Annotated in this window: 18 protein-coding genes; 8 read left to right on the forward strand and 10 right to left on the reverse strand. The window is 62.7% G+C overall.

Annotation, left to right across the window (positions count from 1 at the left end):
• The first annotated feature begins 32 nt into the window (after nt 1–32).
• The 5 genes from DBZ45_RS08955 to DBZ45_RS08975 all read left to right on the forward strand — a co-directional run bounded on the left by DBZ45_RS08955 (nt 33) and on the right by DBZ45_RS08975 (nt 7,296).
• A complete protein-coding gene (locus tag DBZ45_RS08955; RefSeq protein ID WP_111903570.1) occupies nt 33–1,529 on the forward strand; it encodes a DUF3375 family protein in 1,497 nt (498 codons plus the stop codon).
• On the forward strand, nt 1,526–2,299 hold the full coding sequence (locus tag DBZ45_RS08960) for a DUF4194 domain-containing protein (RefSeq protein WP_111903571.1): 774 nt from the start codon (nt 1,526–1,528) through the stop codon (nt 2,297–2,299). Before DBZ45_RS08955 ends, DBZ45_RS08960 begins: the two co-directional genes overlap by 4 nt.
• Nucleotides 2,296–5,688: an ATP-binding protein gene (locus DBZ45_RS08965; RefSeq protein WP_111903572.1), complete on the forward strand. Its 3,393-nt coding sequence runs from the start codon at nt 2,296–2,298 to the stop codon at nt 5,686–5,688. The genes DBZ45_RS08960 and DBZ45_RS08965 overlap by 4 nt, the downstream gene beginning before the upstream one ends.
• Nucleotides 5,685–6,872, forward strand: coding sequence for a Wadjet anti-phage system protein JetD domain-containing protein (locus DBZ45_RS08970; protein WP_111903573.1), 1,188 nt, complete (start codon nt 5,685–5,687; stop codon nt 6,870–6,872). The genes DBZ45_RS08965 and DBZ45_RS08970 overlap by 4 nt, the downstream gene beginning before the upstream one ends.
• Before the next feature lie 139 nt (nt 6,873–7,011).
• A complete protein-coding gene (locus DBZ45_RS08975) occupies nt 7,012–7,296 on the forward strand; it encodes a hypothetical protein (RefSeq protein ID WP_111903574.1) in 285 nt (94 codons plus the stop codon).
• A gap of 183 nt (nt 7,297–7,479) precedes the next feature.
• On the opposite strand, the gene mcrC is transcribed toward DBZ45_RS08975, so the two are convergent.
• The 4 genes from mcrC to DBZ45_RS09000 form a co-directional block, all read right to left on the reverse strand.
• Nucleotides 7,480–8,532 carry a 5-methylcytosine-specific restriction endonuclease system specificity protein McrC gene (gene mcrC, locus DBZ45_RS08980; protein WP_111903575.1) on the reverse strand — a complete coding sequence of 351 codons (1,053 nt, stop codon included), beginning with the start codon at nt 8,530–8,532 and terminating at the stop codon, nt 7,480–7,482.
• Nucleotides 8,529–10,772 (reverse strand): AAA family ATPase, encoded by a 2,244-nt coding sequence (locus DBZ45_RS08985; protein ID WP_223256988.1) that lies wholly within the window; start codon nt 10,770–10,772, stop codon nt 8,529–8,531. Before DBZ45_RS08985 ends, mcrC begins: the two co-directional genes overlap by 4 nt.
• A gap of 1,836 nt (nt 10,773–12,608) precedes the next feature.
• Nucleotides 12,609–14,378 (reverse strand): phage/plasmid primase, P4 family, encoded by a 1,770-nt coding sequence (locus DBZ45_RS08995; RefSeq protein ID WP_111903577.1) that lies wholly within the window; start codon nt 14,376–14,378, stop codon nt 12,609–12,611.
• A 2-nt stretch (nt 14,379–14,380) separates the two neighbouring features.
• A complete protein-coding gene (locus DBZ45_RS09000; protein WP_190243065.1) occupies nt 14,381–14,674 on the reverse strand; it encodes a helix-turn-helix domain-containing protein in 294 nt (97 codons plus the stop codon).
• Between the two features lie 1,685 nt (nt 14,675–16,359).
• Between DBZ45_RS09000 and DBZ45_RS09005 the strand changes: the two genes are divergently transcribed.
• Nucleotides 16,360–17,274 carry a hypothetical protein gene (locus DBZ45_RS09005; protein ID WP_223256989.1) on the forward strand — a complete coding sequence of 305 codons (915 nt, stop codon included), beginning with the start codon at nt 16,360–16,362 and terminating at the stop codon, nt 17,272–17,274.
• 76 nt (nt 17,275–17,350) lie between these two features.
• Here DBZ45_RS09005 and DBZ45_RS09010 read toward each other — a convergent pair whose 3' ends face one another.
• The 3 genes from DBZ45_RS09010 to DBZ45_RS09025 all read right to left on the reverse strand — a co-directional run bounded on the left by DBZ45_RS09010 (nt 17,351) and on the right by DBZ45_RS09025 (nt 21,414).
• Complete coding sequence (locus DBZ45_RS09010) at nt 17,351–17,815, reverse strand: hypothetical protein (RefSeq protein ID WP_111903580.1); 465 nt, start codon at nt 17,813–17,815, stop codon at nt 17,351–17,353.
• Complete coding sequence (locus DBZ45_RS09015; RefSeq protein WP_111903581.1) at nt 17,812–18,987, reverse strand: hypothetical protein; 1,176 nt, start codon at nt 18,985–18,987, stop codon at nt 17,812–17,814. Before DBZ45_RS09015 ends, DBZ45_RS09010 begins: the two co-directional genes overlap by 4 nt.
• A gap of 1,398 nt (nt 18,988–20,385) precedes the next feature.
• The gene (locus DBZ45_RS09025; protein ID WP_111903582.1) at nt 20,386–21,414 is read right to left on the reverse strand and encodes a DUF4192 domain-containing protein; all 1,029 of its coding nucleotides are present in this window, start codon (nt 21,412–21,414) and stop codon (nt 20,386–20,388) included.
• 106 nt (nt 21,415–21,520) lie between these two features.
• Here DBZ45_RS09025 and istA point away from each other — a divergent pair, with 106 nt between their 5' ends.
• Both istA and istB read left to right on the forward strand, forming a co-directional pair.
• A complete protein-coding gene (gene istA / locus DBZ45_RS09030; RefSeq protein WP_111903583.1) occupies nt 21,521–22,738 on the forward strand; it encodes an IS21 family transposase in 1,218 nt (405 codons plus the stop codon).
• Nucleotides 22,738–23,526 (forward strand): IS21-like element helper ATPase IstB, encoded by a 789-nt coding sequence (istB, locus tag DBZ45_RS09035; protein WP_111903584.1) that lies wholly within the window; start codon nt 22,738–22,740, stop codon nt 23,524–23,526. The genes istA and istB overlap by 1 nt, the downstream gene beginning before the upstream one ends.
• Before the next feature lie 320 nt (nt 23,527–23,846).
• On the opposite strand, the gene DBZ45_RS09040 is transcribed toward istB, so the two are convergent.
• The 3 genes from DBZ45_RS09040 to DBZ45_RS09050 form a co-directional block, all read right to left on the reverse strand.
• Nucleotides 23,847–24,851, reverse strand: coding sequence for a hypothetical protein (locus DBZ45_RS09040; protein WP_146617473.1), 1,005 nt, complete (start codon nt 24,849–24,851; stop codon nt 23,847–23,849).
• Nucleotides 24,851–25,234, reverse strand: coding sequence for a hypothetical protein (locus DBZ45_RS09045; RefSeq protein WP_146617474.1), 384 nt, complete (start codon nt 25,232–25,234; stop codon nt 24,851–24,853). The genes DBZ45_RS09040 and DBZ45_RS09045 overlap by 1 nt, the downstream gene beginning before the upstream one ends.
• An 85-nt stretch (nt 25,235–25,319) precedes the next feature.
• Nucleotides 25,320–26,213 carry an oxygenase MpaB family protein gene (locus DBZ45_RS09050; protein ID WP_111903587.1) on the reverse strand — a complete coding sequence of 298 codons (894 nt, stop codon included), beginning with the start codon at nt 26,211–26,213 and terminating at the stop codon, nt 25,320–25,322.
• Nucleotides 26,214–26,316 lie beyond the last annotated feature (103 nt).

The raw sequence follows: 26,316 nt of genomic DNA on the forward strand, positions 1-26,316 counted from the left end.
ACCCAAGGCTTCATCGACGATAGGAGTGCGGCATGGCAACTGACATCGAAGGCGGTGTCGCGCGCATTGAAGCTGCGCTCAATACGCCCACCCTGAAGCTCCTCGACCGCAAATCCGCCGTCATTGCCATGCCGTTGCTGTCGGCTGTCTTCCCCGACGATTCGCAGCCGGTTCCGGTCGAACAGTTGCACACCCGGGTTGAAGCCCTTCTGGACGACCTCCGGGCCGGTGGGTACACAGTGCCGTCGACAGGCGGCAAAGCTCTCGCCATGCAGTGGGTGCGTGAGCGGTGGCTGTACCGGGACCCGGGGCGCGGGCAGGAAACCTACCAGCTCACCGGCGACGCGAGGCAGGCCCTGGACTATGTGCTCCGGGCAAGCCGTTCCCAGCTCAACGTCTCCGTGTCGCGCATCGAAACCATGCGGCGGGTCATCTCGGACGCCGCCCAGGCGGCCAACCCGGACCGCGAGGAGCGTAAGCGCAGGCTCGCCGAAGAAATCGCGATCCTGCAGGAAGAGTACGACCACTTGGCCGCCGGCGGCGAGCTGCGGGAATCCTCGGAGGCGGAGTTGTCCGAGCAGTTCTCCAACGTGCTCCGCGAGCTCGATGGCCTGCCGTCCGACTTCCGCCGGGTTGAAGAGGCGGTACGGGAGATGCACCGGGGAATCACCAAGAGGTTCCGTGAGGAGGAGCGCCCCGTCGGGGAAGTGGTCGACGACTACCTTGCCCAGGCGTCCAGCCTGCTGACCGGCACTGCGGAGGGCAGGGCCTTTGCCGGCGCCCTGGAGCTCCTGCGCAAACCTGACTGGCTGACAAGACTGCGCTCCGATCTGGAAGCCATCCTGGCCCACCCCGGGGCCGGCCGACTCCCTGCCGATGAACAGCGCCAGATGCGCACGGCGGTGGACATCATCCGCCGCGGCATCGCCGACGTCCTGGATCAGCGCCAGCGCCTCACCGCCACGCTCCGGGAACACATCGAGAACTACGACCACATCCGCAACCGCGAGCTCGACACGGTACTGCGCGGCATCGACCGGGAAATGCGGGCCTGGATGCAGTCGGCACGCGCCCGGGACCACGTCGCTGTCCAGTTGATCCCGCCTGGCCTGGACATCGCGGCCTTGCGCTTCAAGACCTACGACCCGGACAGCCAGCGTGCGCCCGAACCACTCGCTGACGTCTCGGATGAGGCGCCGGCGGCGCTGTCCCTGGAGGACATCCGCAGGCAGGGCGGCCCGTCGCTGGATCAGCTGCGCCGCCGGATCGAGGAGAAATCCGCCAACGGGGATCTTGAGTCCGCCGCGGCGCTGTTCAACTCGCTGCCAGGCGACCTCCGCCGGCCCGTCGAGATCCTCGGGCTCCTGCACCTGTTCACCCGGCTCGGAGCCCATACCGATCCCGACCAGCGCGAGGCTGTGTCGGCGGTGCGGCCCGACGGGAGTACGCGCACATTTCTGATGCCGTCCGCCACGATCCGGCCCGCAGGGGATGCGCAGGCCACCGATACAGAAGGAGCACGCCAATGACAGACGTCGCCGCGATCCACGAAGACTCCGTGGACCCCCTGGACTTTCTGTCGGAGGACTCGCCGGCCGGGGACGAGGACGGTGCGGAGAGCTCGCTGTCCATGTTCGAGAGCGATGCCTCGACCCTGTTCCCGGACCAGCGCAGATGCCTCCATGCACTCCTGAAGCACCGGTATCTCTCGGCGGAGCGTCACCCCGACCACTGGCAGGTTCTCCTTGCCAACGCCGAGACTATCCGTGGCCGGCTCAACGAGCTGTTCTTCGAGCTCTTCATCGACCGGGACCACCAGATCGCGTTCAAACGGCAGGCGGTTTCGGAGACGGGAGATCCGCTGCCGTCACTGCTGCGGGACGTGTCCCACACGAAAGAGGAGACCATCATGATGGTCTACCTGCGGCAAAGGCTCTTCTCCCAGCGCCAGGAGGGTGAAGACGTCGTCTTTGTGGACCGTCAGACGCTCCTCGATGAAGTGGCCGACCAGCGCCCCGAGCATACGACCCACCGCGCCATGGACCAGAAACGGGCGCTGAAGGCGATTGACGGGCTGGCAACGGCCGGCCTGCTCCTGAAAACCGCCGATCCCGACAGGTTCCGGATCTCTCCCATCATTGAGATCCTCATGCCGGTCGAGAAGCTGCGCACCCTGTGGACGTGGCTGATGGAGCAGAACGGCACCGCGCCGGAGGGTGACGGCGACGGCGCCGATACCGACGACGAAGACGACGATGAACCAGACCTGTTGACCGAGCTGGGGAAGGACAACGCATGACCCTCGAACTGGAAATACCCGATCTGCAGGTAGTCGCGACGGAGCACGCCCAATGGCGGGTTGAGGCGCTCCAGCTGGTGAACTGGGGTGGCTTCCACGGCCGCACCGAGGTGCCGTTCTCGCCTGGCTCCACCCTGCTCTCAGGGGCGAGCGGCACCGGGAAGTCGACCGTCCTGGATGCCTACATCGCGCTGATGATGCCCTCCAACACGCCGTTCAACGGTGCGTCCAACGACGCCGGTGGTCGAGCCCGGTCGGCGGAGCAGCGGAACCTGCTGACCTATCTCCGCGGCAAGATGGACACCAGCCGGGTCGACGGCTCGGACGAGATGCGCGATCAGGTGCTGCGCGGTGCCGGCATGACGCCGGTCTGGGGTGCTCTGGCCGCGACCTTCGTCAACGATCAGGGCCGGCGCTACACGGCGATGCGAATCTATTTCGTCAAGGCCGGCGGCTCCGTCAACGGCGACGTCACGACGACGTTCGCTGCCTACGAGGGCTATTTCGACACGTCCAGGCTCGCGCCGCTGGCCGCCAGCCGCTTCGACAAGCGGACACTGAAGGCAGCCGTGCCCGGACTCACCACGTTCAACACCTTCTGGGAGTTCGAGGGGACCCTCCACACCCGCCTCGGCATCGGCGGGGCCGACGGGGGCCGCAAAGCCATGCGGCTTCTCGCTCGGCTCCAGGCCGGGATGGAGGTCAAACGCGTGGACGGGCTGTACAAGACGATGGTGCTGGAAGAACCCGTCACGTACCAGGCCGCCGATCAGGCGATTCTGCACTTCGCCAATCTGGAGGCGTCGTACTCGAAGATGGTCGACGAAGCCAACAAGGTCAAGGTCCTGCAGCGCCTTCCTGCACTTCAGACGGAGCTTGCGGACGCCGAAGCGAAGGAGTTGCTGATCCGCCAGTTCGGTGCCGACGACGATGGGCCCTCGTCGTTCCGCCTGTGGAAGCTTCGCACCGAACGTGGCCTTCTTGACGACGCGGTGCTGGCGAACCGCCGCGACCACGGCGCGGCCAGCCGTACCTTCGCCCAGGTCAAGGCGGACGAAGCCGAGTACGGCGCACGCCTCGCCCAGATCGCCCGGGACAAAGACGCGAATGGCGGCAGCGCGATCGAGGAACGCCGTCAGAAGATCGCAAGCCTTGAGGGCAGCCGCGACGCGGTCTACCAGGCGAATCTCAAGTTCCAGATGAAGACCGAGGCCATCAACCTCGTCGTGCCCGAGACGGCCGGGCAGTTCGCCGAGGCGCAATCTGCCGCCGCCGACTTCCTGTCCGGTTTCGGTGCCCGCGAAAGTGCATTGGACGAGCAGGAAGGGCGCGCCCGTGAGGACCTGGCACCGCTCACAGCACGGCGGAAGGACCTCACGGAGGAGGCCGCGTCCCTCAAGGACAGGGCCGGAATGGTCCCGCGGGGGCTGCACAACGCCCGGCTGCGGATGGCAGAAGCCGCGGACTTGGATCCTATGCGTGATCTGCCGTTCGTCGCGGAGCTCATTGACCTCCTGCCGGGCGAGGAGACCTGGCGTAAGGCCATTGAAACGACGCTCGGCGGCCTCGCACGGACCGTGCTGGTCGACCGCAGCACCCGTGACCGGCTCTCTGCGGCCATTGACGGGGTCACGATCAGGCCGCGCATCAACTACCAGGCAGTGACCCTGGCCGAACACGAGGACTGGCAGGGCGACCCGGCAATGGTCTCCGGCAAGCTCGCGTTCCTGGACTCCCCGTTCTCGCGCTGGGTCCAGGACAGGGTAGCGGGAAGCGGTGTCGACCACCTGTGCGTGTCCGACGCAGCCGGACTTGCCGGTTCCGGATCGCGGGTGACCAAGTCCGGGCAGACCCGCTCGGGTGACCGCGGCGCCCACGGGGAATCAGGCGAGGGCAACATCATCGGGTTCTCCAATGAACGCCGGCTCAAGGACGTCGCGGAGCTGCTGGCAGAGCTGGAGCCGGAGATCGCCAAGGCGAACGACCGCATCCGGGACATAATGCAGCGCCGGGCTGACCTCAGGCGGCAGCGTGACGCCCACCTGTTCGTCCAGGACAGCAACTGGGCCGCCATCGACCACCTCGGGATCGACCGGGAGATCACGGAGCTGCAGGACGCCATCAGCAGGCTGCGGAGCACCAATGAGATCCTCGATGCGCTGGAGGCCGAGGACGAGCAGATCAGGCCCCTTCACGGGCAGGCGAACCGGGCCCGGGTCCTGGCAGAACGCGACATGGAGAAGCTGCAGTCCCTGTGGGGCGGCCTCGTCACGCAGCAGGACACCGTGCAGGCTGCGACTGACGACATTGTCGACCGGCAGACGGCAACGGTTACCGAGGCTCAGCAGGCGTACCTGGATGAGCTGTTCACCAGCAACTGGGAGGCCACGAGCCTGAAGTCATTCGAGCCGAACATCACGGCGCTGCGCAAGCGGCTCAGGGAGGAATCCGAGGCCGCGCGGCGCAACGCAAAGAGCGCCACCAACGCGATGGTGAGCATGTTCGAGGCGTATCAGAGCAGCTGGACCGAGAACAATCTGGGCACCACCGCCGACTCGGCGGACGGCTACCGCGAGATCCTCGACCGGATCCAGTCCGAGGGGCTCTACGAACGCCGCAACAAGTGGCGGCGCGAACTGGCTGCGTGGTCCAGCGATGACCTGCTGCGGCTCAACGACGCCTTCGACACCGCCCTGGCAGACATCGAAGACCGTCTCCTGCCGATCAACAGGATTCTCGAAACGCTGCCGTTCGGGGACAAGGGCGGTGTCCTTCAGATCACCCTCCGCCGACTTCAGAGCGAAGACCTGGGCAGGTTCCGCCGCGGCCTGCGTGAGCTGTCCTCGGGACTGGCGCTGGAGCTCACCGAAGACCAGATCGAGGCGAGGTTCAAGAAATTGAGCGAGTTCATGGCCCGCATCCGCATCCCGGAGGGCCACACCAAATCCTCGACGTCCCAGCGCGATCGCTACCTCGATGTGCGCCAGCACGTCGTCATCACCGCGGCCTGCCTCGACAAGGACACCCGCCGTGAGATCGCCACCTACGACTACCTGGGTGATAAGTCCGGCGGCGAAACCCAGGAACTGGTGGCCTTCGTCGTCGGGTCGGCACTGCGCTATCAGCTGGGGGACGAGACCCGCTCCCGGCCCACGTTCGCACCGGTGTTTCTCGACGAGGGGTTCGTATTATCGGACAGCGAGTTCGCGGGCCGGTCCGTCCGGGCCTGGCAGAACCTGGGGTTCCAACTCATTATCGGCGCCCCGCTGGACAAGGTGACGTCGCTTGAGCCGCACATGGACCTGCTCCTGACCGTCACCAAAAACGCGCGGGGCTACTCCTACGTCAGCGACCTCCCCGACGAGCAGGACACCCGGGACAGCGCATGAAAACACCGCCGGCCGTCACCGAAGACATCCGCCGTCGACTGAGCGGCAGGTGGCATGCCCACCTGACCGGGGAGGAGAGGGCGTTTCCGCACGCCTTCGCCCTGGGCCGCCCGGCAACATCTGAGCTCCGGGCCGACTACTCCGCTGTGCACGCGCAGACCGTGCAGTGGCAGGACTGGGCGAGGGCGCACGAGGTAGTCCTCGACTACGAGAACCGCGCGGCAAAGGGCAGGACCACGCAGCCAGTTCCTACTCACGCGCGGGTGGCATCCATCGACCATGCCGCATCTATCGCCGGCGGAGTCTGGCCCGACAGGCTTGCCCGGGCACGCCAGCGGCTCGACGTCTTGCGCGATAGGCATCCGCACCTGGTCGAGGTCGGGAAGACTCTCCGTACCCTCGACGCGTACCGGGACGTTGACTTCGGGCTGCTCCTCTCCGTCGCCGACTGGTACCGGGAGGACCCGGCCCGCGCCAACCTTGGGGTCACTCCACGCCAGGTCCCGATCCCGGGGGTGCACGCGAAGTGGCTGCAATCCCACCGCCGCGGGGTTCAGGCGCTCACCGGGCTCGACGACCTCGGCCTGCTGCCAGGCCACCCGCCCCGGATCCACTTCACGTATCTCGACCCCGGCCACCTCGCCGCCGGCGGCCGCGTCCACGACTCGGCGACAGCCGGCGACAGATTCACACCGGCCTACGTGCCGGAGACCGTCGTCATCTCTGAGAACAAGGACACCGCAATCCACTTTCCGCCCCTGGCTGGCGGCATCTCTGTCGAGGGGGTTGGCAAGGGCGGAAAGACGCCCGCATCATTCCCGTGGATCAGGGATTCCCCGGTGTTGGTCTACTGGGGCGACATGGACCGCGACGGCTACGAGATCCTGGACGGATACCGGGCCGACTTCGACCGCGACATCGACTCGATTCTCATGGGCCCGGAGGACTACGAGACCTACGAGGCCTTCGGCACCGAACTGGACCAGACAGGCAGAGTGCTCCTGCCCGGCGTCCCGAGGCCGGTGGACAGGCTCCGCGCGGAAGAGCGTGCGGTCTACCTGCGTCTCCTTGATGCGCGGCACACCGGCCACCGGCGCGTCGAGCAGGAACGGATTCCTCTTGCCAGGGCGCTGGAACAAGTCGAGTTGGTCCGCCAGAGGGTGGCCGACCGCGACGCTCATTGAGCTCTGCGGTGTATTACGGTGCCCGACGAGCCATGATAGATCGCGGCACCGCGGGCAAAGCGAAAATTTGTTCGAATGTGGAGGGGTCTGTGGAGAACGTATGTTCGATAAACCCCAGAATTCGTCCTAAAATTGGGGCGTGATCAAGGCAGGCTCTCAAGAGGACGTGGACCGGATGATGGCGCGCCTGGACGCCGACAAGAGCCGTCCGATGGATGACACTTCGCCGATCCGGGACTTCCCTAAGTACGGCCGTCCCCTGGTGCAGGTCGGCAGCATCTACGGCAAGGCCGTCGCCTGGTCACGCCGCTACGGCCTGATCGAGTGGCTGGATGTCTCCGGTGCATACCACCTGGGATGGGCGCAGTCATCCAGCATTAAACGCGTGACGGCGGAGGAGTGGAAGGGCAGCAGCGGGTTATAGGGGGTGCTGGCGACGGGCCGCAGACATGTCAGAGAGTCAGCTCCCACTGAGGCGTCGAAGGCAGGTGCTAATCGACGCAGCCAGTACTAGCGTGCCGCGAAGGACTGCACCGGGATGCGATCGGAACTCCGCCGTACACCTTCGCGAATCCCGGCCAATAGAAACTCTGGCGAGTGGCCGAAGTCAGTCCTCAAGCCATCTGGCTGTGTCTTCGAGCTGGGCTCTGAGATCGGCCCACGGCCGGTCGAGGTCGAGCGTCCGAGCGCCGATCCGGTTGCCCTGGATCGTTACATCCAGGTCTGGCTGTAAAGGAGCGTCTGTGCGTGCGTATAGCAGCAGGCCGCTGACCGATCCGTCGCGGTCCACGTCGGCGTTCTTCACATAGGTCAGCACCTGGTAGAGGTTCGCAGAGTGTATGGTCGCCTTCCCCCACATGCCGACCTGCATCGATCGGCTGTAGTACTTTGCATCGATGATCAGCGTCCGCCGCCCACGCCGGAGCGTGACATCGGTGCGCATTGCCGGGAGCTGTTCGGCTCCGAGCGCCCTCGTCTCATCGAAGTCCCAGGAAACGGTGGACGCGGCGGGGGAGAACTCGGGGTGGTGGGTGGCGTAGTAGCCGCGCAGGAAGCGCTCGTACAGACTGCTCATCGCGTCGTCCGATACCCATGAAGCGAGCTTTGCTGCACCGGCGGCCTGGGTGGGCAGGAGCCCGCGCACGATCAGTTCGCAGACACCGAGCAGCAGCCGGTACGCGGAGTTCGCACGGTGGTAGGTGAGCCCGTCCCAGCGGATCGAAGTCGGTGGGATCAGCGTCACCGCGTCCAGGTATGGCAGGAGCCGACGTAGCGCGTCTCTGCGCTGCGTGGAGACTTCCCCGTGGCGGATGAGGAGGACCATGACCGACTTCAGTGCCTGGTTGTAGGGCGTGTCGGGTTCGTACTCGTCGAACTCGCACACCAGCCTGCCCCGGACCTTGGAGCGGGTGGCCACGGTCCGGGCAACGTCGATGCGGCCGCGCACGGTGGCTAAGTCGTCGCTGCGCCGCAGGTAGTCGCGGTGGAGGCCGCGTTTGACCTGTGCACCGACGCCGTGCACGAGAATCTCCGCGAGTAAGTCGTGGAGGTGGTCGAAGGTCTCGGCCGCGATCCGGTCGCTGCCGTCGCTTCGGATCGTCCGGAAGGCGTAAGCCATCATCACGTACACATTGCGGATGGCGATCGAGCGGTCGGTCATATGAGCGCGGCCCGGAGCCTGACTGCCCATTCCTCGGCCGTGGCCGGTTCGTCGAACCAGTACTCGTCGAGGAGGGGGATGAGTTCGTCCTCGACGACCGAGTGGAGCCAGGTCTCCTCGCTGTCGCCGGCCGGGGGTCTGGAGAGGTAGCTGTGCCCGATCGCGAAGCCCTGGCCGAGTGCGGGGTCGGCGGCGATCGCCTTGTTGAGGTCGACGACCGCCGCGACGACGCTGTCGAGCGAAGGGCTGCCCGCGTCCTGCTGCCAGCGGGTGAACCCCTCCGAGTCGAAGCCCGGCCCCATCTCAAAAAAGCCGAAGCGACGGCGCAGCGCGTAGTCAAGTACGGCGAGGCTGCGGTCGGCGGTGTTCATCATGCCGATGATGTGCACGTTGGAGGGCACGGAGAATGTTTCGTTCTTGTACAGGAGGCGGAGGTCGTGCCCGCGCTTGTCGGCTTCGATGAGCATAAGCAGCTCGCCGAAGATCTTGGAGATGTTGCCGCGATTTATCTCGTCGACGATGAAGAAGTACGGCCGGTCGGCGTCGTCGGCGCGGGCTTCTTCGCAGAACCGGTAGAACGGTCCTTCGGCGAGGACGAAGCCGCCCGTCTCCGTGGGGCGGTACCCCATCATAAAGTCCTCGTACGAGTAGCTTTGGTGGAACTGGACCATCTGGACGCGGCTCGGGTCCTTCTCGCCCATGATGGAATACGCCAGTCTCTTGGCGGCGAAGGTCTTCCCGACGCCCGGCGGGCCCGCGAGGATGACGTTCTTCTTGCGCGCCAGCAGGGAGCGGAGACGCTCGTACCGTTCCTCGGGCAGGTAGACCTCCCGTAGGAATGCGGCCCGGTCGTATTGTGGCAGCGGCACCGTCGTGGCGGGCAGGGCGGGCTCGTCCTCGCCGGTGACGAGCGCTTCGAGCTGCTCGACATAGTCCTGATAAGGAGTGATGTCGGTGAGCGTCTTGAGGGCGGCGTTTCCGGGGTGCTCCCAGGACCCCGTGTGCGTCCACTCCACAGAACGGACATGAATGTACGAGCCACGGTCGGGCTCGAATCGGGCGGCGGAGGTGACCTCGCCGCGCCCCAGGATCTCCTTTCGTCCGCGCTTTGCGAAGACGATGTCGCCCTCGGCGATATCATGCTGGAACTGCCACACCGCGAGGACGTCGTTCCTCAGCGACCCGCCGGTCCCCTCGGGGTCGAGCGCTTGGCGGATCGCTTCACGGCTCGGGTAGGTGTTGAGGTCGTCGAGCTCGTCCCAGCCGATCGCCATGATGCCTTCGGATGAGAACCTCTCCCATTCCGATGCCTGCGCGCCGGGGGAGTAGAGCCAGTAGTGCCGTGGACGGGGATCGCCCAGGTCAGCAGTCCCGGTATCTGTCGAGGTGGGTTCAGCCCGGGATGGGTCCCAGAGCTGCGCCACCGCCGGCGTCCAGAAGTGGAACGGCCCCTCAACCTCGACGGTGAGGGACGAGCGGATCGCGAGGAGGTCGCGATCGATCGAGGCCGGGTCGTTCCCCGTCGCCCCGCCAATCCGATCGGCCAGGCCATCGCGGATCCTCGACTTCATCGGGGCCGATGAGATCGGTTCGAATGTGTCCGGGCGGGCGAGAAACTGCAGCGCGTTGCGAATGTCGGGCCGGTCGCTGCCGGAAGCGAGCATGACGCGCTGCAGCTCCCACGGATCGGCGCGTGCAGCCTCGCGCTCCGTCTCCGCCAGCCCGTTCCAGTGGCGCACGAAGGTGGCGGCCCAGATGATGTGCCGCCACAGCGCCCCGTTGTACCCCATACCCCCTTCGAACCCTGCAGTCCCGGCGGGGCGGGCCAGCCAAGCCGACATCGGCTCCGGGATCGTCACGGGGGAGCGGAGGTGGGCGAGCACTCCCTCGACGTGGGCGCGCCGGGTCTGGGGCCGGGCCGAGGATAGCGGGTGCTCGCGCAGGAACACGAGCTCGGCTGCGAGGAGCACCACCTCTTGGGAGGCGCCCTCAAGCTGCTGGTCGAACTTGTCCCACTGGCGTTGATCGGCCCCGAGGATCGGGTTGTCCCCGATCCTCGAGCGCAGGTCCTCGGCCGCCTCGGCCGTCCAGATTGTAGCCGTCGGGTCGATTACAGACCGTCCGTCGCCGAGCATGTGCCCGATCACCTCACCGGCCTCGCTAGCGATCGCCATGTCAGGTGCCGGCCGTGATGTCGTGACCCGAGGCTCTGCGTCGGTGTCGAAGTGATTTTCGGGCATACCTGCATTCTGCCGGATTGGTGCCCGTCCCGCGTGCAGGCCCGGCGGCTAGCGCTCGTCAATTGTCCCTTCGGGCCAACTTCCGTACCGATGCGGGGAGCTCTCCGCCGGCCTTCTTGATGGCCGCTTCGTAGACTTTCGCGGAGGCATGCGCCCACAGGCCGAGGGTGTGTCCCCCCCGCTCAGAATCGCACTTCTTGTGTCGGGGCCAATCGTTGCCTTGTTCGCGGAAGTCCACGAGCTGGGCCAGCCGTCGGTGCCATTGGGCTTCCTCGGCCGCTTTTCTGGGGTTCCAGTCCCATCCGGGGACTTGGGACAGGACCTCGCCGTAGGCTGGGTGAAGCGTGCCTTGCGCTGCCTCGCGCCGGCGGGCTGAGAACCACCGGGCCATCGACCGTTCCTCCTTGTCGTCCGAGCGTTCGCGGGGGAGTCTGCCTCCGCCTCGCTTCAAGATTCTGGAGATGCCTTGAATGAGCCCTATGCAGACCAAAGGAGCAAGAGTCGGACCGGACGGCTGTGGGCGCGAGCCCACGGGCTGGTCCACGGGAGCCCCTCGCGTGGATCTACCAGCTTGCTTGGCCCGAGACGGGTTCAGCAAGCGAATAATTCAACAACATAATGACAGTTATGTTGTCGGCGGCGGTGAAGGCAAAGGTAGGTCGGCGGACGACTAGTCGGTCGTGATCACTATTGGCCGCCAGCGGCGTCCGTGAATGCGGCGATGACTGCGGCGGGTTCATCCAGGTGGTCGACGGGGCGGCAATGGTCCGCGAACAACGACGTCGGGATGTCATCCAAAAGACCATGTTCTGGTCGAGCTGGAGTGCTCTATGGGAGAGGACCCGAAGGCCTCGCACTACATCGGCTCTCTCGTTCTGGCGAGCAGTCCTGATTTTGGCGCCGTCGGCGTCAACAAGTTCTTCGTCGTCGATAGCGCCTGACGACGCCGACGCTCCTTCTGGCCGTACTCCGCGACCATCTGGTCGAAGCGGGGCATCCCGAACGCGCTAACGGAATCGACGCGCAGTACCTAGACCGGTGGCCGAACGTGCGGTGGAACTCGATGGTACGAGATTCAGTGGTCAAGAGTCCCCTTTTAATGAAAGTGTTTGATTCTTTCTCGATGCCCTGTTTTGCGCATGACAAAGCAAACTCCAATAGTGTTCGATAAACGCACCGAGCTTGTTTTGCGATGCAATTTCTGGTATAATATGAGGGTAGAAATAAAACCCCTTAAAGAAAGAAGATAATGGTTCAATTCGCAGCAGCAAATAAGATTGAAGAAGCCTGGATCGCCGCTGGCAGCCCTTGGTGCGAGCACCCCCAGGTCGACAAGGAATACCATCTGAGCATGGACTCGGGGGACAGGCGTTGCCTGTCCTGTGGCGATACGTTCACCCGTCCGGAGTGGAAGGCCGGCAACCTTGAACCCCGAGGCAATAAGCCATAGGCCAATCCCGACTCGCCGCCGCAGATGCCTTTCTCTGCAGGCGGCGATTTGTGTTTAACGACTTGCACAGTGGACAGGATTCGAACAGGCGGCCTGCGGGTTTGGAATCCGCCGCTCTGCCCATCTGAGCTACTACCGCATGGGCCTGTGGCCGTTTGCACGCATTTCATATTGTGCTGCACCCTGCAGCACTGACTCCCGGTGTGCAGACTTTGACTAGGAATGTTTGCACAGTTCGGAGCTCCCGTTCGGCGACGGTTGCACCCTGCGAAGGCGCAGCCAGACAGCCCCTACAGGCATAACGAAACACACCACGCGCAGATGGCCCGGCCGCTTCCAGGCAAGGAATCGACCGGGCCATCAGTTGCTGTTAATACGTGCTCCGCCTACGGGTGGCGTGCCAGATATGGGGTAGTTCCGACGCTTTCATGTGCCTCCCACGCCGAGCGGCGGACGAAGCCCCGGGCCTTACGCTTCGTTGTCATCCAACGAGTGATGCCTCCGGCGCTGTTGCAGGCGTACTCGTCCCAGTTCCAGTTGGCCACTCCGGGCACGTAGTCGAACTCGGCGAGCACGGGTTCGGGGCCAATGATCCACTGGTTAATGCTGAGTTCCTTGTCCTTGCCGTTGCCGCCAAGGGGTACGATCCACTCGTCGGAATTCACATGCTTCTTCAGGCGCCCGGTGAAGACCTTCATCGCTTCGACCGAACCTCTCGGGTTCACGCGCGCTTCGTGTGCACTGCAGAGCTGGTAGAGCATGTCGAAGGGGAGAAAATCCCGTTCGAAGTTGCTGCCGTGCTCTTCCCAGAATGCAAAAGATTTGTCCGAGTCAGCACGAAACTCTGCCTTTGCCTTCGCGACACTCTCGGGCTCGCTGAGCTTGTTGTATGCCGGCAGCTCCATGAGCGCCATGTATGCGAACCACTCGCGCACTTCGGCGCGCTTGACGTAGTCGTTTTTGACGGCCGGGTTTTTCTTCGCGTCCGCGAACCGCTCGGGGAACTCAATAAACACCTGGCGGTCGTACATGGCCTCCGTCTTGTCCTTGTGCTTCGGCCAATCGTTCAGACTTACCAGGGTGCTCATGATCAATTGCACAGAAATCGGATCCTTGTGTTTGCGATCGAGCAGTATGGGGTCTCTCGAGATCACCTGTTTGAGTACCGCAGCGTTTTCGATGAACTTGCCCACGTCATCTTCATCCACCAAGTTGAGCCGCTTGCTGACCGCTGCACTGAGGGCGAACTGTTCGGCGAACCGACTCGGCGGGATACTGGTCACCAGGTGCACGCCGACGATCGCCCGGATCAGCTCAATGACCGTGCCCTTTCCGTTCAAGCCTTCTCCGATGAAGTAAACGAGCACACGCCAGTCAACTGCAGGGCGGAGGCACATCCCGATGACCTGTATGACCAAAATGCGTGTGTCCTTATCCGGGATGACCTCACAAAACCAGTGCCAGGCGTTCCAGACGGTGCCGTCTTCGTTCACGAACTGGGGGACGGGCGGCGCTGTAAGGGGCAGACGTGTTGCAAACTTCGACAGCGTCACGTGCTCAGGACTGAAGGGGGTCCGCACGCCGCTGCGGTAGTTGTACGAGCAGTCATTCATCGGCAGCTCATCCGGGTCTACCAGTTCAGGTTCCTTTGGCACTCGGCGACACAATGCCAGTTCGACTTCCTTGTGCCAATTACGATCACCGGTCGGGCGCAGTTTGCCCGCCAGCTGGTCAAGGAGACCTAAATCGGAGCGTCGGTAAGCGCCAGCGTAATCACCTTCGTCCTGATAGAACGAGAGCAGGCCCAGACCATCATCCGATGCTGTACCGCCAGGAACCACATTGCGGATCGAGAAAGCGGCTTCGAGCAAGATAGCGGCCTGTACTGGCTGCAGAGTCTGGAAGGACCGCAGCGCTTTCATCCCGGCCACCTTGCGGGCAGCATTTTGCCTATTCAGCAATTCCTCGGTTTTCTGGACGCATAGTGAGCCCAGTTTGTCTAACGCGATCTTGCCGACACTTTGGCACGTCGAAATGGCACTTTCGACGAAAATCTCGTCAAATGTGAGTAGCAAGCTGTTAATATGGTGGTCAGCGCCGCCAAACGCTATTTGAGCCGCCTCGTCACTGACGGGGCGGTTTTCCTTTGCCGTCATGTCTACGCACGACCGAGGGCTGAGGTGAATGTCGAGACAATGAGGTCCCGCTGCTCAGGCCTAAACGGCGGGGCAGCGGCGGCCATACGGCGCGCCCAGCTCTTCAGATCGCCGTCGGATGCTACGACGGGAACGGGTCTGACGGCGGCTTCAAGATCCGCCTGGGTGACATAGATCTTGCGTCCATCTTTGACGGCGGGGAGACGACCGGTCCTAATGTAACGGCGGAGGGTGATGACGCTGCGGCCGCTGAATTCAGCGCCGGCGTCCAGATCGAGTCGGGTAGTGGCAGGCATATCGATGCTCCTGGATGAAGATAGGGAGCACAACGCGAAGCTATCTGCACGGGATTCTCGGTGCACGCGCCTGCCGGCGTCTGCCCGGGCCACGGGGGCCTGCATGATCTTTCCGTCACGATACCTGCCAGCGATCGTAACGTGACGTCCACTCGAAAGGGAACGTCTGCACTGTTGTTAAAGTGCACGCACCTGCCGGCGCCTGCACGTGGCCACGAGGGCCTGGATGATCGTCCCGTCACGATGCCTGCCAGCGATTGTGACGTGATGCTCGTCTATGAAACGGCCATCTGCACTATGATCTTCAGCCAACGCGCCTGCCGGCGCGGTTAGCCTAGCCCTCAAGGGGCCTGCACTTTTTCTCAGCCACGCCGCCTGCCGACGAGCGTGACCTGATGTTCAGTTGCGCATCTGGGAATTCCAGATATCCGCACCATATCACGCTGTCGATCATGGTTGATAAGTTCAGCGCCCACAAGGCCCTAATTCGGAAGGTTCAGGGGCTGCATCCAATAGTGTTGGCACCGGGACCCGCACAAGCGCTGTCAGGGGAGTGGGGGCATGGCCCTGTCGCACAATTCAGCCAAGGTGTGTGCGACGCAGTGTGCACTGGTAAATCAATGAATATCCTTTCGTGTCGCACTGTCGCACACCTCTTGAACTTTCTTTCTTCTGCGATGTGACGAATAAAGGTTCCCCAAGAAGTAAGTCTGATTTCAGTGCTACTGTGCGACACTTTGATTGAAAATGCTCCTATATCAGCGATTTTCCTGTCGCACTTGGTGTCGCACATACCGTTGCACACGACTTCGAGCCTTGGGTGTGCGACGAGCCGCCCCCGGACGAGTTGCCTCTCTCCGGCCGCGCGGCGGAAGTCTCCATCCCCAGCTCCGTCGGTTCTTGAAGAGAAGTCCACACCAAACCGCAGCTCACCTTCGGGTTTGTTTTGCTTCCAGCGCACTTCCGCCATGAAGTGGCGGCCTTTCCCCTCGCCGCGGATGGGCGTCCAGCTCTGGATCAGGGGAAGGGAAAGGCCGGTGGTCACGCCCGCCTCTGCAATCTGTTGGCGGTCCTTCAGCTCAACTGCGATCCGCCGCGTCACTACGAGCGCCAGAATCTTCAAATTCAAGTCTGACAAAGGGCATTCTGCTCTTGTCGGCCTGGGCAGCGAATACGGAACAGATCAGCCGGTCCCATCCGTTCTCTGGCTCGGACTGGGGCTGGTTACAGGTCTATGCCTGGGCACGATCCCATGGCGTGATTTGGGTACCGGTCCCTTATGGCAGATATGGCTGACCCTGGTCATTGCCATGGAATACCCGCAACAGCTTCAGCGCCACAGGCAGTCCAGGCCATAGCCATTCCAACGGCACACAGTGAACCCTGTCAGGAACGCCGGAGAGAGCTTCGCTCTGAATGTGGCGCTCGACGGATGCAGCGATGCTGTTCTTCCTGTCCGTCACCCACATAATCGTTTCATGCCTAATTCGTGTGCCTTCTGCGGCTCAACGCAGCCACTGACCCGTGAGCACCTCTTCGGAAAGTGGGTCAGCAAGATCGGTCTTGACCTGAGCCCGGCGTCCCATCACTCGAGTGCCTTGAATGGGTTGCCGCGGGACCTGGGGGTGCAGCCACCCTACCGGCTGCAGGTAAAGAACTTCTGCGCCGCCTGCAATAACGGGTGGATGAGCAAGATGGAGAAAGCTGCCCAGCGTGTACTTACTCCTTTGATCCTTGGCAACCCGGGAAAGATTGCCCTCGAGGACCAGGGCATCCTTGCCATGTGGGCGCAGAAGACCGCCCTGACGGCCATGCTCGTCTCCAGTGACGAGCAGCGCGAGGGGGGATACGGCCTGGCCCGCTCCGAGTACAAAGCTTTCTACCTACATCGGGAACGAATGCAACCGCTTGATTGCAGCCGGTTTTGGATTGGCGAGTACGCGGAGGACGACGGCTTCTCAGCCGTACGCGTGACCCCCCTGGTCCTGCATTCACCCCGCAACCCGGAACCGGATGTGCCCTGCGGATATGCGCTCACGATCGTGCTGGGGCGGGTCGTCGTTCAGGGGATTCGGTTCACCTCGGCGGACGCTGAGGTAGACGTGAAATCGACGATGGATATGCCGCAGCTTTGGCCAGGCCAAGGAACGCTTCAATGGCCCGGCGGCACACCGTGCACACGTGAGTCCTTTCTAGGCTTCGCAGACGGAAAGAGGCTCAGGGGCGTGGACGGGCAAGTGGCGCTACAGCCCTGGCGGCAAGCGGCTCACATGCCTGAAAGCGTTCATGCGGGGGACCAGGTGGCGGTGCCGGCGATGTGCCGAAAGCATGTCGTTTCTTACCCGGCAACCTTGCTTATGGAGGCCATGAGAGGCCGGTTCTACGCGTTCCTACGAACCTGCGGGTGCCAGGTCACATATCTGCTGCACACTGACTCGGACCGTTCGCGTTTCAGGGCGCACGGTGATGACGCGGTCAGGATCTATAAACGTCTTCCCGGTGAAGAACAGCGGCTCGTGGATGGCACAGAGCCCTTCCTGTGCAAAAGGCTTCCCGCCGATGCTGACGCTGCGATCATGAAGGCCGCGTCTCAACTGTAGCCAGATTCTACCTGGCCGGGTCCTGCACTTCGAAGAACTGCGAGCAGTTCCGTATCCTGCTGTGAAACAGAACCCGTCAGCAAGGCCTTTGCTGGCTTTCGCCTTCCAATACGGAAAGGAACTCGGGGTTGGTCATCGCGTCCAGCCCAAACTCCCGGGCCTTGTTCTGTACGGCCTCGTCGCCTGAAACGACGGTCCACGTCGGTCCGAACAAGGCTCCGTCATTGCTGCAGTGATGACCGTCCAAGGCAGTGGCAACAACCAGCGGGTCGGCATTGCCTTGGTTGTGGTACAGATTCACCAGAGCTGTGTCGTTTACGGGGACCGTATCCATGACCGCCGTGAGCCACGCAAGCACCCCTGCCGTGACGGGGTATTCGAGTTGTCTCAAGTCATCAATATCGGGGAAGCCATCAGCCTCATGGAGGACTTCATTGGGTATCCGGCAGTACTGCTTGAAGAAGTTGCTGGCCCTGTGTTCCCGTTTGATGAATACCAGCGCATTATTGTCAATGACGTAAATTCGCCCATATGCATTCACCCCACTGCCTCCCGGAAGTCGACGAGCTGCTGGGGTCGGATGTGGCGCAGACATACCACGCGGCAGAATTCGCCCGTAGATATGCCTCCGTTGTCGAGAACGCCGAGCATGCGCCGTGAAAACTCCCGCCCGTTGTACTTGCGCACCGCGTTTACTGCTTTGGGCTGTTGCATCGGCTTCTTCTCGCGCTGCGCATACTCGCTCCTAAGCTGGCTCAGGTGGGATACGGCCGCGTTCTGCCCGATCATGCCGAGCCTCATCGCCCGGACAGCCACGGCACTGGGCGTCACCTTGAACATATCGGCCGCAGACTTCAGGTCATCCAGTGACGTGAGCGACAGGCTGCCAAGCTCGCGCTTAGGCATCAACATGGAGCCAACAATGTCGTACTCCCGCTTCACGTCCGAGCCCGTGCTCGACCCGTCGTACGTTACTGGCGCGAAAATCTTCCGCGCGACCAGGACGCTCATCAGCGCGAGAGTAAACACCATCCGCCCGACGGGCTCCTGATAGTCACCGTGGTCCCCGCCCGCGAGGAAGATATACGGTACCTTCGTGTCCTTAATCGCCAGGCCGCTGAACTTCACACCCGTGAGTCGCTGGGGCATGAAGTTGTTTACACTGCGGGAGACGAGGACCTGATTCTCTTCAAGTCGCGAGATCATCAGTTCGAGCGCGTCCTCTTTCCTGCGCACAGACGATATCGAACTGTGGGAGAGCTTGAGGGCATCCATCAACTTGGCAGCGTCGTCTTCCGTTGAATGGCCCGGTTTTCCCAGCAGGCCAACGATGGGGTTCTTCTTTAACGTGCTGTCGTTTTTCTTGAGCAGCTCCTGTTTCCGCAGAAGATCCTTCACGATCAATTCGATATCCCGGAGGTGCACCTTGTCCCGGGAATTCAGGGAAAAGGTGTCCTTTGTTAGACCGCTCAGAAGTTTATCGGTCTTGGCCTTGATCTGCGCCTCCACATAAGGCAACGGCGCGAAAAAGAGCGAGTACGGCAGTTCTCCTTTTCTCGCGAGAAAAACGAGGTCGGTGAAACTGATGGAGCCGGATTCCATTGCGTGGTCGTATGCCTTATAGGTACTGGCCACTGAGTTGTCCAGAAGAGCAGTGAACACTGCCTCATCTATGGGAGTGCGCGTCCCGTTCAAGAGAACATCAATCCACATTCCCGCCGCCCCCTGCCACCGATCGTGTCAACCGCCTTGACCATGTATCTCTGAACAGTTGCTGGAACGCACGGTCTCCAAGCGGTAATCGAAGACAGGGCCCGTGCAATCGGCAGTAGTGGTGAATCCGCATTAGCAGGACCGCGTATTTGATGACAATACAGAACCCGGCTTGAAGCCTGCGCCCGCATGCATCAGACCGGTTTTCAAAGTCACTGTACTTGCCTGTCCCAGACACATACATAGTCGGTCTGCCCCCCTCAGCCCCTTGAAGCGAAAATTTCGCTCCCTACTAAACGACGTACAGCTGATATTCAAACACCGGTACGAACTGCCGCTGGGGAGCGCCACGATGTATCGCATAAGCAACCGGTGAGGAAAGTGCCTATTCATGAGCGTCTGTCACAGAACCACGATCTTGGAAATTATTCCAGGCGCGCAGCAGTGCTGACTGCATCCGCATCTGGAGAGCTCCAGCCGCCTTGCGGGGTCACTTGCCGCGACTCTTGGTTATCGCGCCTGTTGCTGGGCGCGGGCTGCTGCACGGTCCCCGATGACCGGGCTCGTCGCAATACTAACGGTCACTACACGTCCCTCTCCGCAAAACTTATGGATCTCGGAGCCGCACCTCAACGACACGAGTCAGCAGACTTTCGCTCGCGGCGAGCAATGCCCTGAATGCGGGACAAAATGGGCAGGAGCCATCACCGTTCTGACCACAACCGTCCGCTGTAAGAGAGGATTTTTCGGACGCCCAAAACAGCATGAGACGAGTCCTGATTATTTCTTTCATCAGACGACCGGGGGCAAGCCCGCATCGACATCGTCAGAGTCGAGTCCGAGCCTTCCGGTAACCCTAGCCCGCCATATGAAAGCATGACACCACAGCATTGCGCCCAAAACCACGGACGCCCTTGAACAAGAATTTGAGGAGTTCGGTTGGGGCCGTAGAGCCTATGCGTCCGATGGGCGCAATTATGCCTATCGGACTCGGAGCAGCCGTCACCAACGCCGCTCCGAAGGACCTGTTAGTCAATAGCTGATCACCACCCACCCCCTTCGGCACATTTGTCGGGGGCCAACTGCAGTCTGGTCCTTGGCGAGCTGCTTATGGCGGCGCGTTCACTTGTGCTGGGCAGGATCTCAGCCTCAGCTACGCCCTTGCAGGCCTTGGCCTGTTCGTTCCCTTAGTGGGACCAGACGCAAGCATGCACAAGGCCTGGATGCTGATGAGTGCGGTGACCGTCGCCTCCTTTGCCCGGCGGGGCTTGAGCCTCCTCAGTCTCAACTTGACCGCCCTGCTGCTCGGGCCCGAACTGGGTGTGAGTTTCGGGTTCCTGCTCTCAGTCCGGGCGACACTGCGGTTCATTGTGCTGGGACGCAGCCGAAGAATCCACGTCAGGCACTCAAGCCTGGATTCCGGTACGCCGTGCCCTTGTCCATGTTCCAGCCGGCAACCACTCCGGACCCGATCATGATGTCGCTGACCTTGGCCAAGTGGTAAGCGGGGTCAGCCTCGAGGGCGAGCTGCAGGAACTGGTGCGCCTTGCTGCCCCTGCCTTCCCACCAATTGATGAAGCCCACTGCGGTGAGGATAGGAGCCGAGTGCTTGGTGCTGCTGTCCGTGTAGGCGTGGAGGAGCAGCTGCTGTGCCCATTCGACTCGAGACCACTGCGGTTTGTCGTGGGTCTGGGCGAGGAGGATCCGGTCCATACGTTCGTCAATGCCTGGGATGTCAGCCATCAGCCTGTCCCGGATGACGGGGAATTGTAGATCCGCAATCAGGTTCACGATTTCTTCCCGATCCGGGTAGCTGTGGGCGTCGAGCATGTCCATCCAGCGTGCCCTGGCCTGCTCGAGTGCTTCCCCAACCTTGAGGCCTCCGAGCGCCTTTACACGATCGCGGACAGCATCCGTGGTTTCGGTTTCCTTGGTTGAAGCCGGCAGAGTGATCCGGTTTGTCGGTTCGATGGTGCTGCCCCGGTAGATGAATTCAGCGTTGATTTGGCTGGACTGTGTCGCAGTCAACGGGATTGACCGACCTTCCCCCGGGCTTCCATCGTATTGGGAGACCCTTTCGTTCCCGACCAGGAGCCCATCACGGATGGAGAGGCCCCGTTCGGCGAGAGCACCAGTCAACGCGGCGATGGTTGTCGCCTGGGGTTTGACCGGCCCGGCCTGCTCGTCTTGGGAGGTATACACGGCAAAGAGCACACTTTCGGCATTGGTGTCATGGGCCAGGTAACCCGCGACCGTCTGCGCGTAGCTGATTTCGGTGCCTGGCTTCGGCAGATCAACGCGTAGGGTCGCGCCAACGTGCTTGTCCGACAAAGTGATACAGACCAGGCTTTCGCGAGGCCAAAACCCCAAGGTGTGGCCAACGAAACTGAGAACGTCGGCTGGGGTGCGGATGGTGAGCTCTTCCATGATCCTTCTCCTTCATCGGCCGGCGGACTGCGGTGTCGGTGACGGTCGAAAAGTGAGCCATTGTGACGGTTGAAAACTGAGCCACCCGTTCCAAACGATTGGGTGGGTGATCACAGTGGAGGATTGGGCGCTTATTCGGCGGTTGCACCTTGCCGAGGGTGAGTCGATGAGGTCGATAGCGGCGCGGCTGGGGATCTCCCGGAACACGGTCGCGAAAGCGGTCAGTGCTGAGGGGCCGCCGACCTATGTGCGTGCGCCGCAGGACTCCGGGATCAAGGCCGTCGAGCCTGCGATTCGTGCGCTGTTGAGGGAGAACCCGCGGATGCCGGCGACGGTGCTGGCGGAGCGTGTGGGCTGGTCCGGGTCACCGGCCTGGTTCCGGGAGAACGTGGCCAGGATCCGGCCGGAGTATGCCCCTGCCGATCCCGCGGACCGGATCAGTTACGAACCCGGGGATCAGGCGCAGTGTGACCTGTGGTTTCCCGAGGTGCGGATACCGGTCGGTGGCGGGAAGCCGAGGGTTTTGCCGGTGTTGGTGATGGTGTCCTCACATTCGAGGTTCATCATGGCCAGGATGATCCCGTCCCGGATGACCGGGGACCTGCTGGCCGGGATGTGGGAGCTGCTCGGGTCCCTGGGTGCGGTGCCGCGGCGGCTGATCTGGGACAACGAATCCGGCATCGGGCGGCGGAACAGTTATGCCGCCGGGGTGGCGGCGTTCGCCGGGGTCCTCGCGACGAGGATCGTGCAGGTCAAGCCCTACGATCCGGAGAGCAAGGGCGTGGTGGAGCGGGCGAACCAGTTCCTGGAGACCTCGTTCCTGCCCGGTAGGACCTTCACCTCTCCGGAGGATTTCAATGCCCAGCTCGGTCAGTGGCTGCCCCGGGCCAATGCGCGGCTGGTCCGGCGGACCGGGGCCAGGCCTTCGGAGCTGATCCGCCAGGACAAGGCGGCGATGCTGGGGTTGCCGCCGGTTCCGCCCGTGACCGGGTTCGCGGCCAGGGTTCGGCTCCCGCGGGACTACTACGTGCGGATGGGATCCAACGACTACTCCGTGTATCCGCAGGCGATCGGCCGGTTCGTTGACGTCACCGCAGACCTGGAAACCGTCACGATCAGCCTGGACGGCCGATGCGTCGGAAATCACAAGAGGTCTTGGGGCGCCGGTCTGACGATTACCGACCCGGACCACGTCGAGGCCGCCCGAACGATGCGGAAAGCCTTCCAAAACCCGGCACCTGTAGCGAACACGGCGGGGTTGCGGGACCTCGCGGACTACGACCGGGCTTTCGGTGTCGTGCTTGATGATGGGCAGGTCGCCTGATGACCGAGGCCAAGGAAACCGCCGGCCAGATCGAGTACTACTCCCGGGCGATGAAGGCACCCCGGATCCGGAAAGCCGCGGCCAGGCTCGCGGACCAGGCCCGTGAGGCTGGCTGGACCCATGAGGAATACCTCGCTGCGGTCCTGTCCCGGGAAGTGGCCGCCCGCGAAGCTTCCGGCGCTGAGATGCGGGCCCGGGCTGCCGGGTTTCCTGCCCGCAAGTCGCTGGAGGAGTTCAGTTTCGACCACCAGCCCGGGCTCAGGCGCGACACCATCGCGCATCTGGCCACCGGCGCGTTCCTCACCGAAGCGTCCAACATCGTACTGCTCGGGCCGCCCGGAACCGGTAAAACCCACCTCGCAACCGGACTGGGCTTACGGGCCACCCAGCTGGGCCACCGGGTCCTGTTCGCGACCGCGATCGATTGGGTCGCCCGCCTCCAGGCTGCGCACCAGGGCGGGCGGTTGCCGCAGGACCTGGTTCGGCTGCGCCGCTACGGGCTGATCATCGTCGATGAGGTCGGCTACATCCCGTTCGAGCAGGACGCCGCGAACCTGTTCTTCCAGCTCGTCTCCTCACGCTACGAGCATGCCTCGCTGATCCTGACCTCGAACCTGCCGTTCGCCCGCTGGGGCGATGTGTTCGGAGACCAGGTCGTCGCCTCGGCGATGATCGACCGCATCGTCCACCACGCCGAAGTCGTCACTCTCAAGGGCTCCAGCTACCGGCTCAAACACACCCAGGTCGGCTCGCTGCCCTCGACAAGACCGGAAAATACGGCAGAATAACCAACGTCAACGTGGCTCACTTTTCAACCCACGAAATGGCTCACTTTTCGACCAGCGCTGACACTGCGGATGCGCCCGTCAGATTTCGGCGTCATTCTGATAGGAGAGCCATTGCTGGGCTTTTGATTCCGGACGAAGCGACGGAGGAGTATCGAACGAACTCTTGGTTCGTGAACGGCACGCTGCCCCCAGTTGTACGAAGGACCTGCCCAGCGATGATCGGGATCAGAATGACAAACAGCGAAGTTGCTTTTGCTCATTCATGTGTAGGTGCAGGCACCGCGGCATGACGTTAAAGGCCGCAGTTCCGTTGGCGAGGATTAGTGGGTCAGCTGCGCGCCTGATCGCGTTTCGAGCGCATGTTCGGCGCGTTCGACGACGGACCGATCGTGGGCGCCCAGGCGCCCCGAAGTTTCGGGGTTTGCCATTTCACAGTCACGTATTTCTACGAGACGCCGGTGAAGCTGGTTTTCGGCGTGCCGGCAGAAGAAGGACAGTCGGCTGGCGCGTCTGTCCTGCAGGACTAACTCGTACTGGCCAAAGGCTATGCGGTTCCATATCGGAGTGGTCTCCCAGAGCAACAACCTAGCGCGGAGCCCGAAGGTGCCATGCTTGAAATGGCCTGCCAGCCGGGGGAGAAGTAGCCCGAGACTGACGAGGAGAACGGCGCACGTTTCACCCGCCCAGTAGAAGCTGGTAAGGACAGCAGCCGTCGGGCTGGCAGTGCCTTCAACCTTGATGACCGCCCCGTAGAGCAGCCGGTCGAGCAGGACCAGAGCGAACAAGACACAACCGACGGCGATGAGGGTGAACGCCGATCGAAACGCCGGGGTATGCATGTGCGGAACGTTGCTCCTGCATACCCGGGCTATGTCGACGCAGATCCACATAATGAAGGAAGAGCCGGTCCAGAGGAAGACTGCCATCCCGGGCTGATCACCGTATGTCAGTGGCAGGTTGGGATCGGTGACATCTACGCGGCTGGTGAGAAATCCTGCTGTAACTGCCGCACAGGTGGCCCCCACAGCCCATCGTCCCAAGGTGAGTTGCCGCCGTCGTACTTCTTTATCCGCGACCGCAGCCAGCAGGATGGCAGTTCGGAACTGCCAAAACCCAAGAAGTAGAGACAGGAGAGTGGCAAGCCCTACGCGGTTCTGGCCACCGAGCAGCGAATCGATGCCGTAGTAGACGGCGGGGACATACAGCGTGCAGGCAATTGCGGCCAGGATAGTCGCGCGAAATACGCTGCCGCGGTCAGGATCTTGGGCGATGGGCAGCCGAAGGACAGTAAGCACCCACAGCGCAGCTGCGGGCACGGCTTCCATCAGCCAAACACCCGGCGAAAGGCCAGAGGCTCGGGCAGGCTGGAGACCTCGCTGTTGATGATCCGCATGGCAAGTTGGTCGGCGAGGGCCTCGGCTGTGAATTCGGCGTCGTCTGTGTAGCTTCTGCGGCCGAGAGCCCGGAGGACCTCGACGCCGAGGTCCGGAAGGAATGCGGTGACCAAGTCTTCGCTCGGTTCCGCGAGGTCATGCTGAAGGATCATGTGGCTGAACTCGTGCAGGATGATCTGTTGCCGGTGCCAGCTGGATTTCACCGTTGCATGCAGGACTATGTCGCGGTCGGCACAGATGAGCCAGACGCCGCACAATTCGGATCCGCACATGCCAGGGAGTTCGTCAACGATGATGGGCCGGCCGCGTTGCACTTCCAGTTTGTTTTGGATGTACAGAAGAGTCGCGTCGTCGGGCAGACCGAAGCCGTGCTCCGCTCGCCGGGCTATCTTTCGGGCGTCACGATAGTTCATTGCTTCGGGCCGCCGGGGAGTGGGGAACATTGACGGGACCGATTTGGTCCAGAGAATACCCGTTCGGGTAGAGGGACGAACCGGCTTTGCCGGGCGTGAAATGGGGCTGCTCCTTTAGCGGCCGACGACGGCATATCGCGTTGCGAATTATCAGTCCAGTTTTGAGGGCGGCTCGGGAAGTCCGGCTCGAGTTGGGGAGGCCGAGCGCCGCGGTGAGGCGGTCGTCGTCGAGCATTGTGCTGATGATGTGTTTGGCCAAAGGGCGCAGCGGAGCGGGCAGCCGACTTTGGAAGACCTGGACCGTGGCGTCCATGAGATGCTGGCCTTCGGGGGATGGCGCGACATGCGCGGCCTCGTAGGCGTCAAAGAAGGCTTCGGCTTCAGCGTAGGTAGCAGGCATGCCGTCGATGTTCATCCGGGAGCCTAGTTCGGTGAAGAAGCGTGCGGCGGCCGCGAGCTCCGCAGCTGTGGGCTCGCGCCAGGAGTGCTTCTGGGTCCAGCGGATCGGAACCAAGAGCAGCGTGAGGAGTACGTAGAGGAAATCGTCTTTGTTGCCTGGGACATTGCGGTGAACCCTGTTGAGTAGGGCAACCATGTCGCGGCCGCGGTCGCTGTCCAGTCCGCTGGCGATGAGCTCGTAGATGACGATGGCGGTGTCGTAGGAGCGCTTCATGGGGCGCTGCTGGATCTCAGCGTTGCTGTGCAGTGTTGACGCGATGGTCGGGATGGCGAAATTGCGGTAGTAGGAGAGGAAGAAGCCGAGTTCCATGTCCGCGGCGAGATCGAAGAGAGCCATGTTGCGGAAGGTGGCTTCCCAGTCCTGCGGCTGGGCATCTTCCTGACGGCGTAGGCTCGCGGCGGGCGACTCATGAAGATTCATCGTGCCCCTTTCCCGTGCCTGACAGTCCGCGCTCGAAGGAGGGGCCTCAGCTCCCCAGCTCGGCTGACCACCTCCATGGTAGGACTGTTGAATCCGCGTGGCT

It is taken from the genome of Arthrobacter globiformis (genome assembly GCF_003261175.1).
Lineage (GTDB): Bacteria > Actinomycetota > Actinomycetes > Actinomycetales > Micrococcaceae > Arthrobacter > Arthrobacter globiformis_A.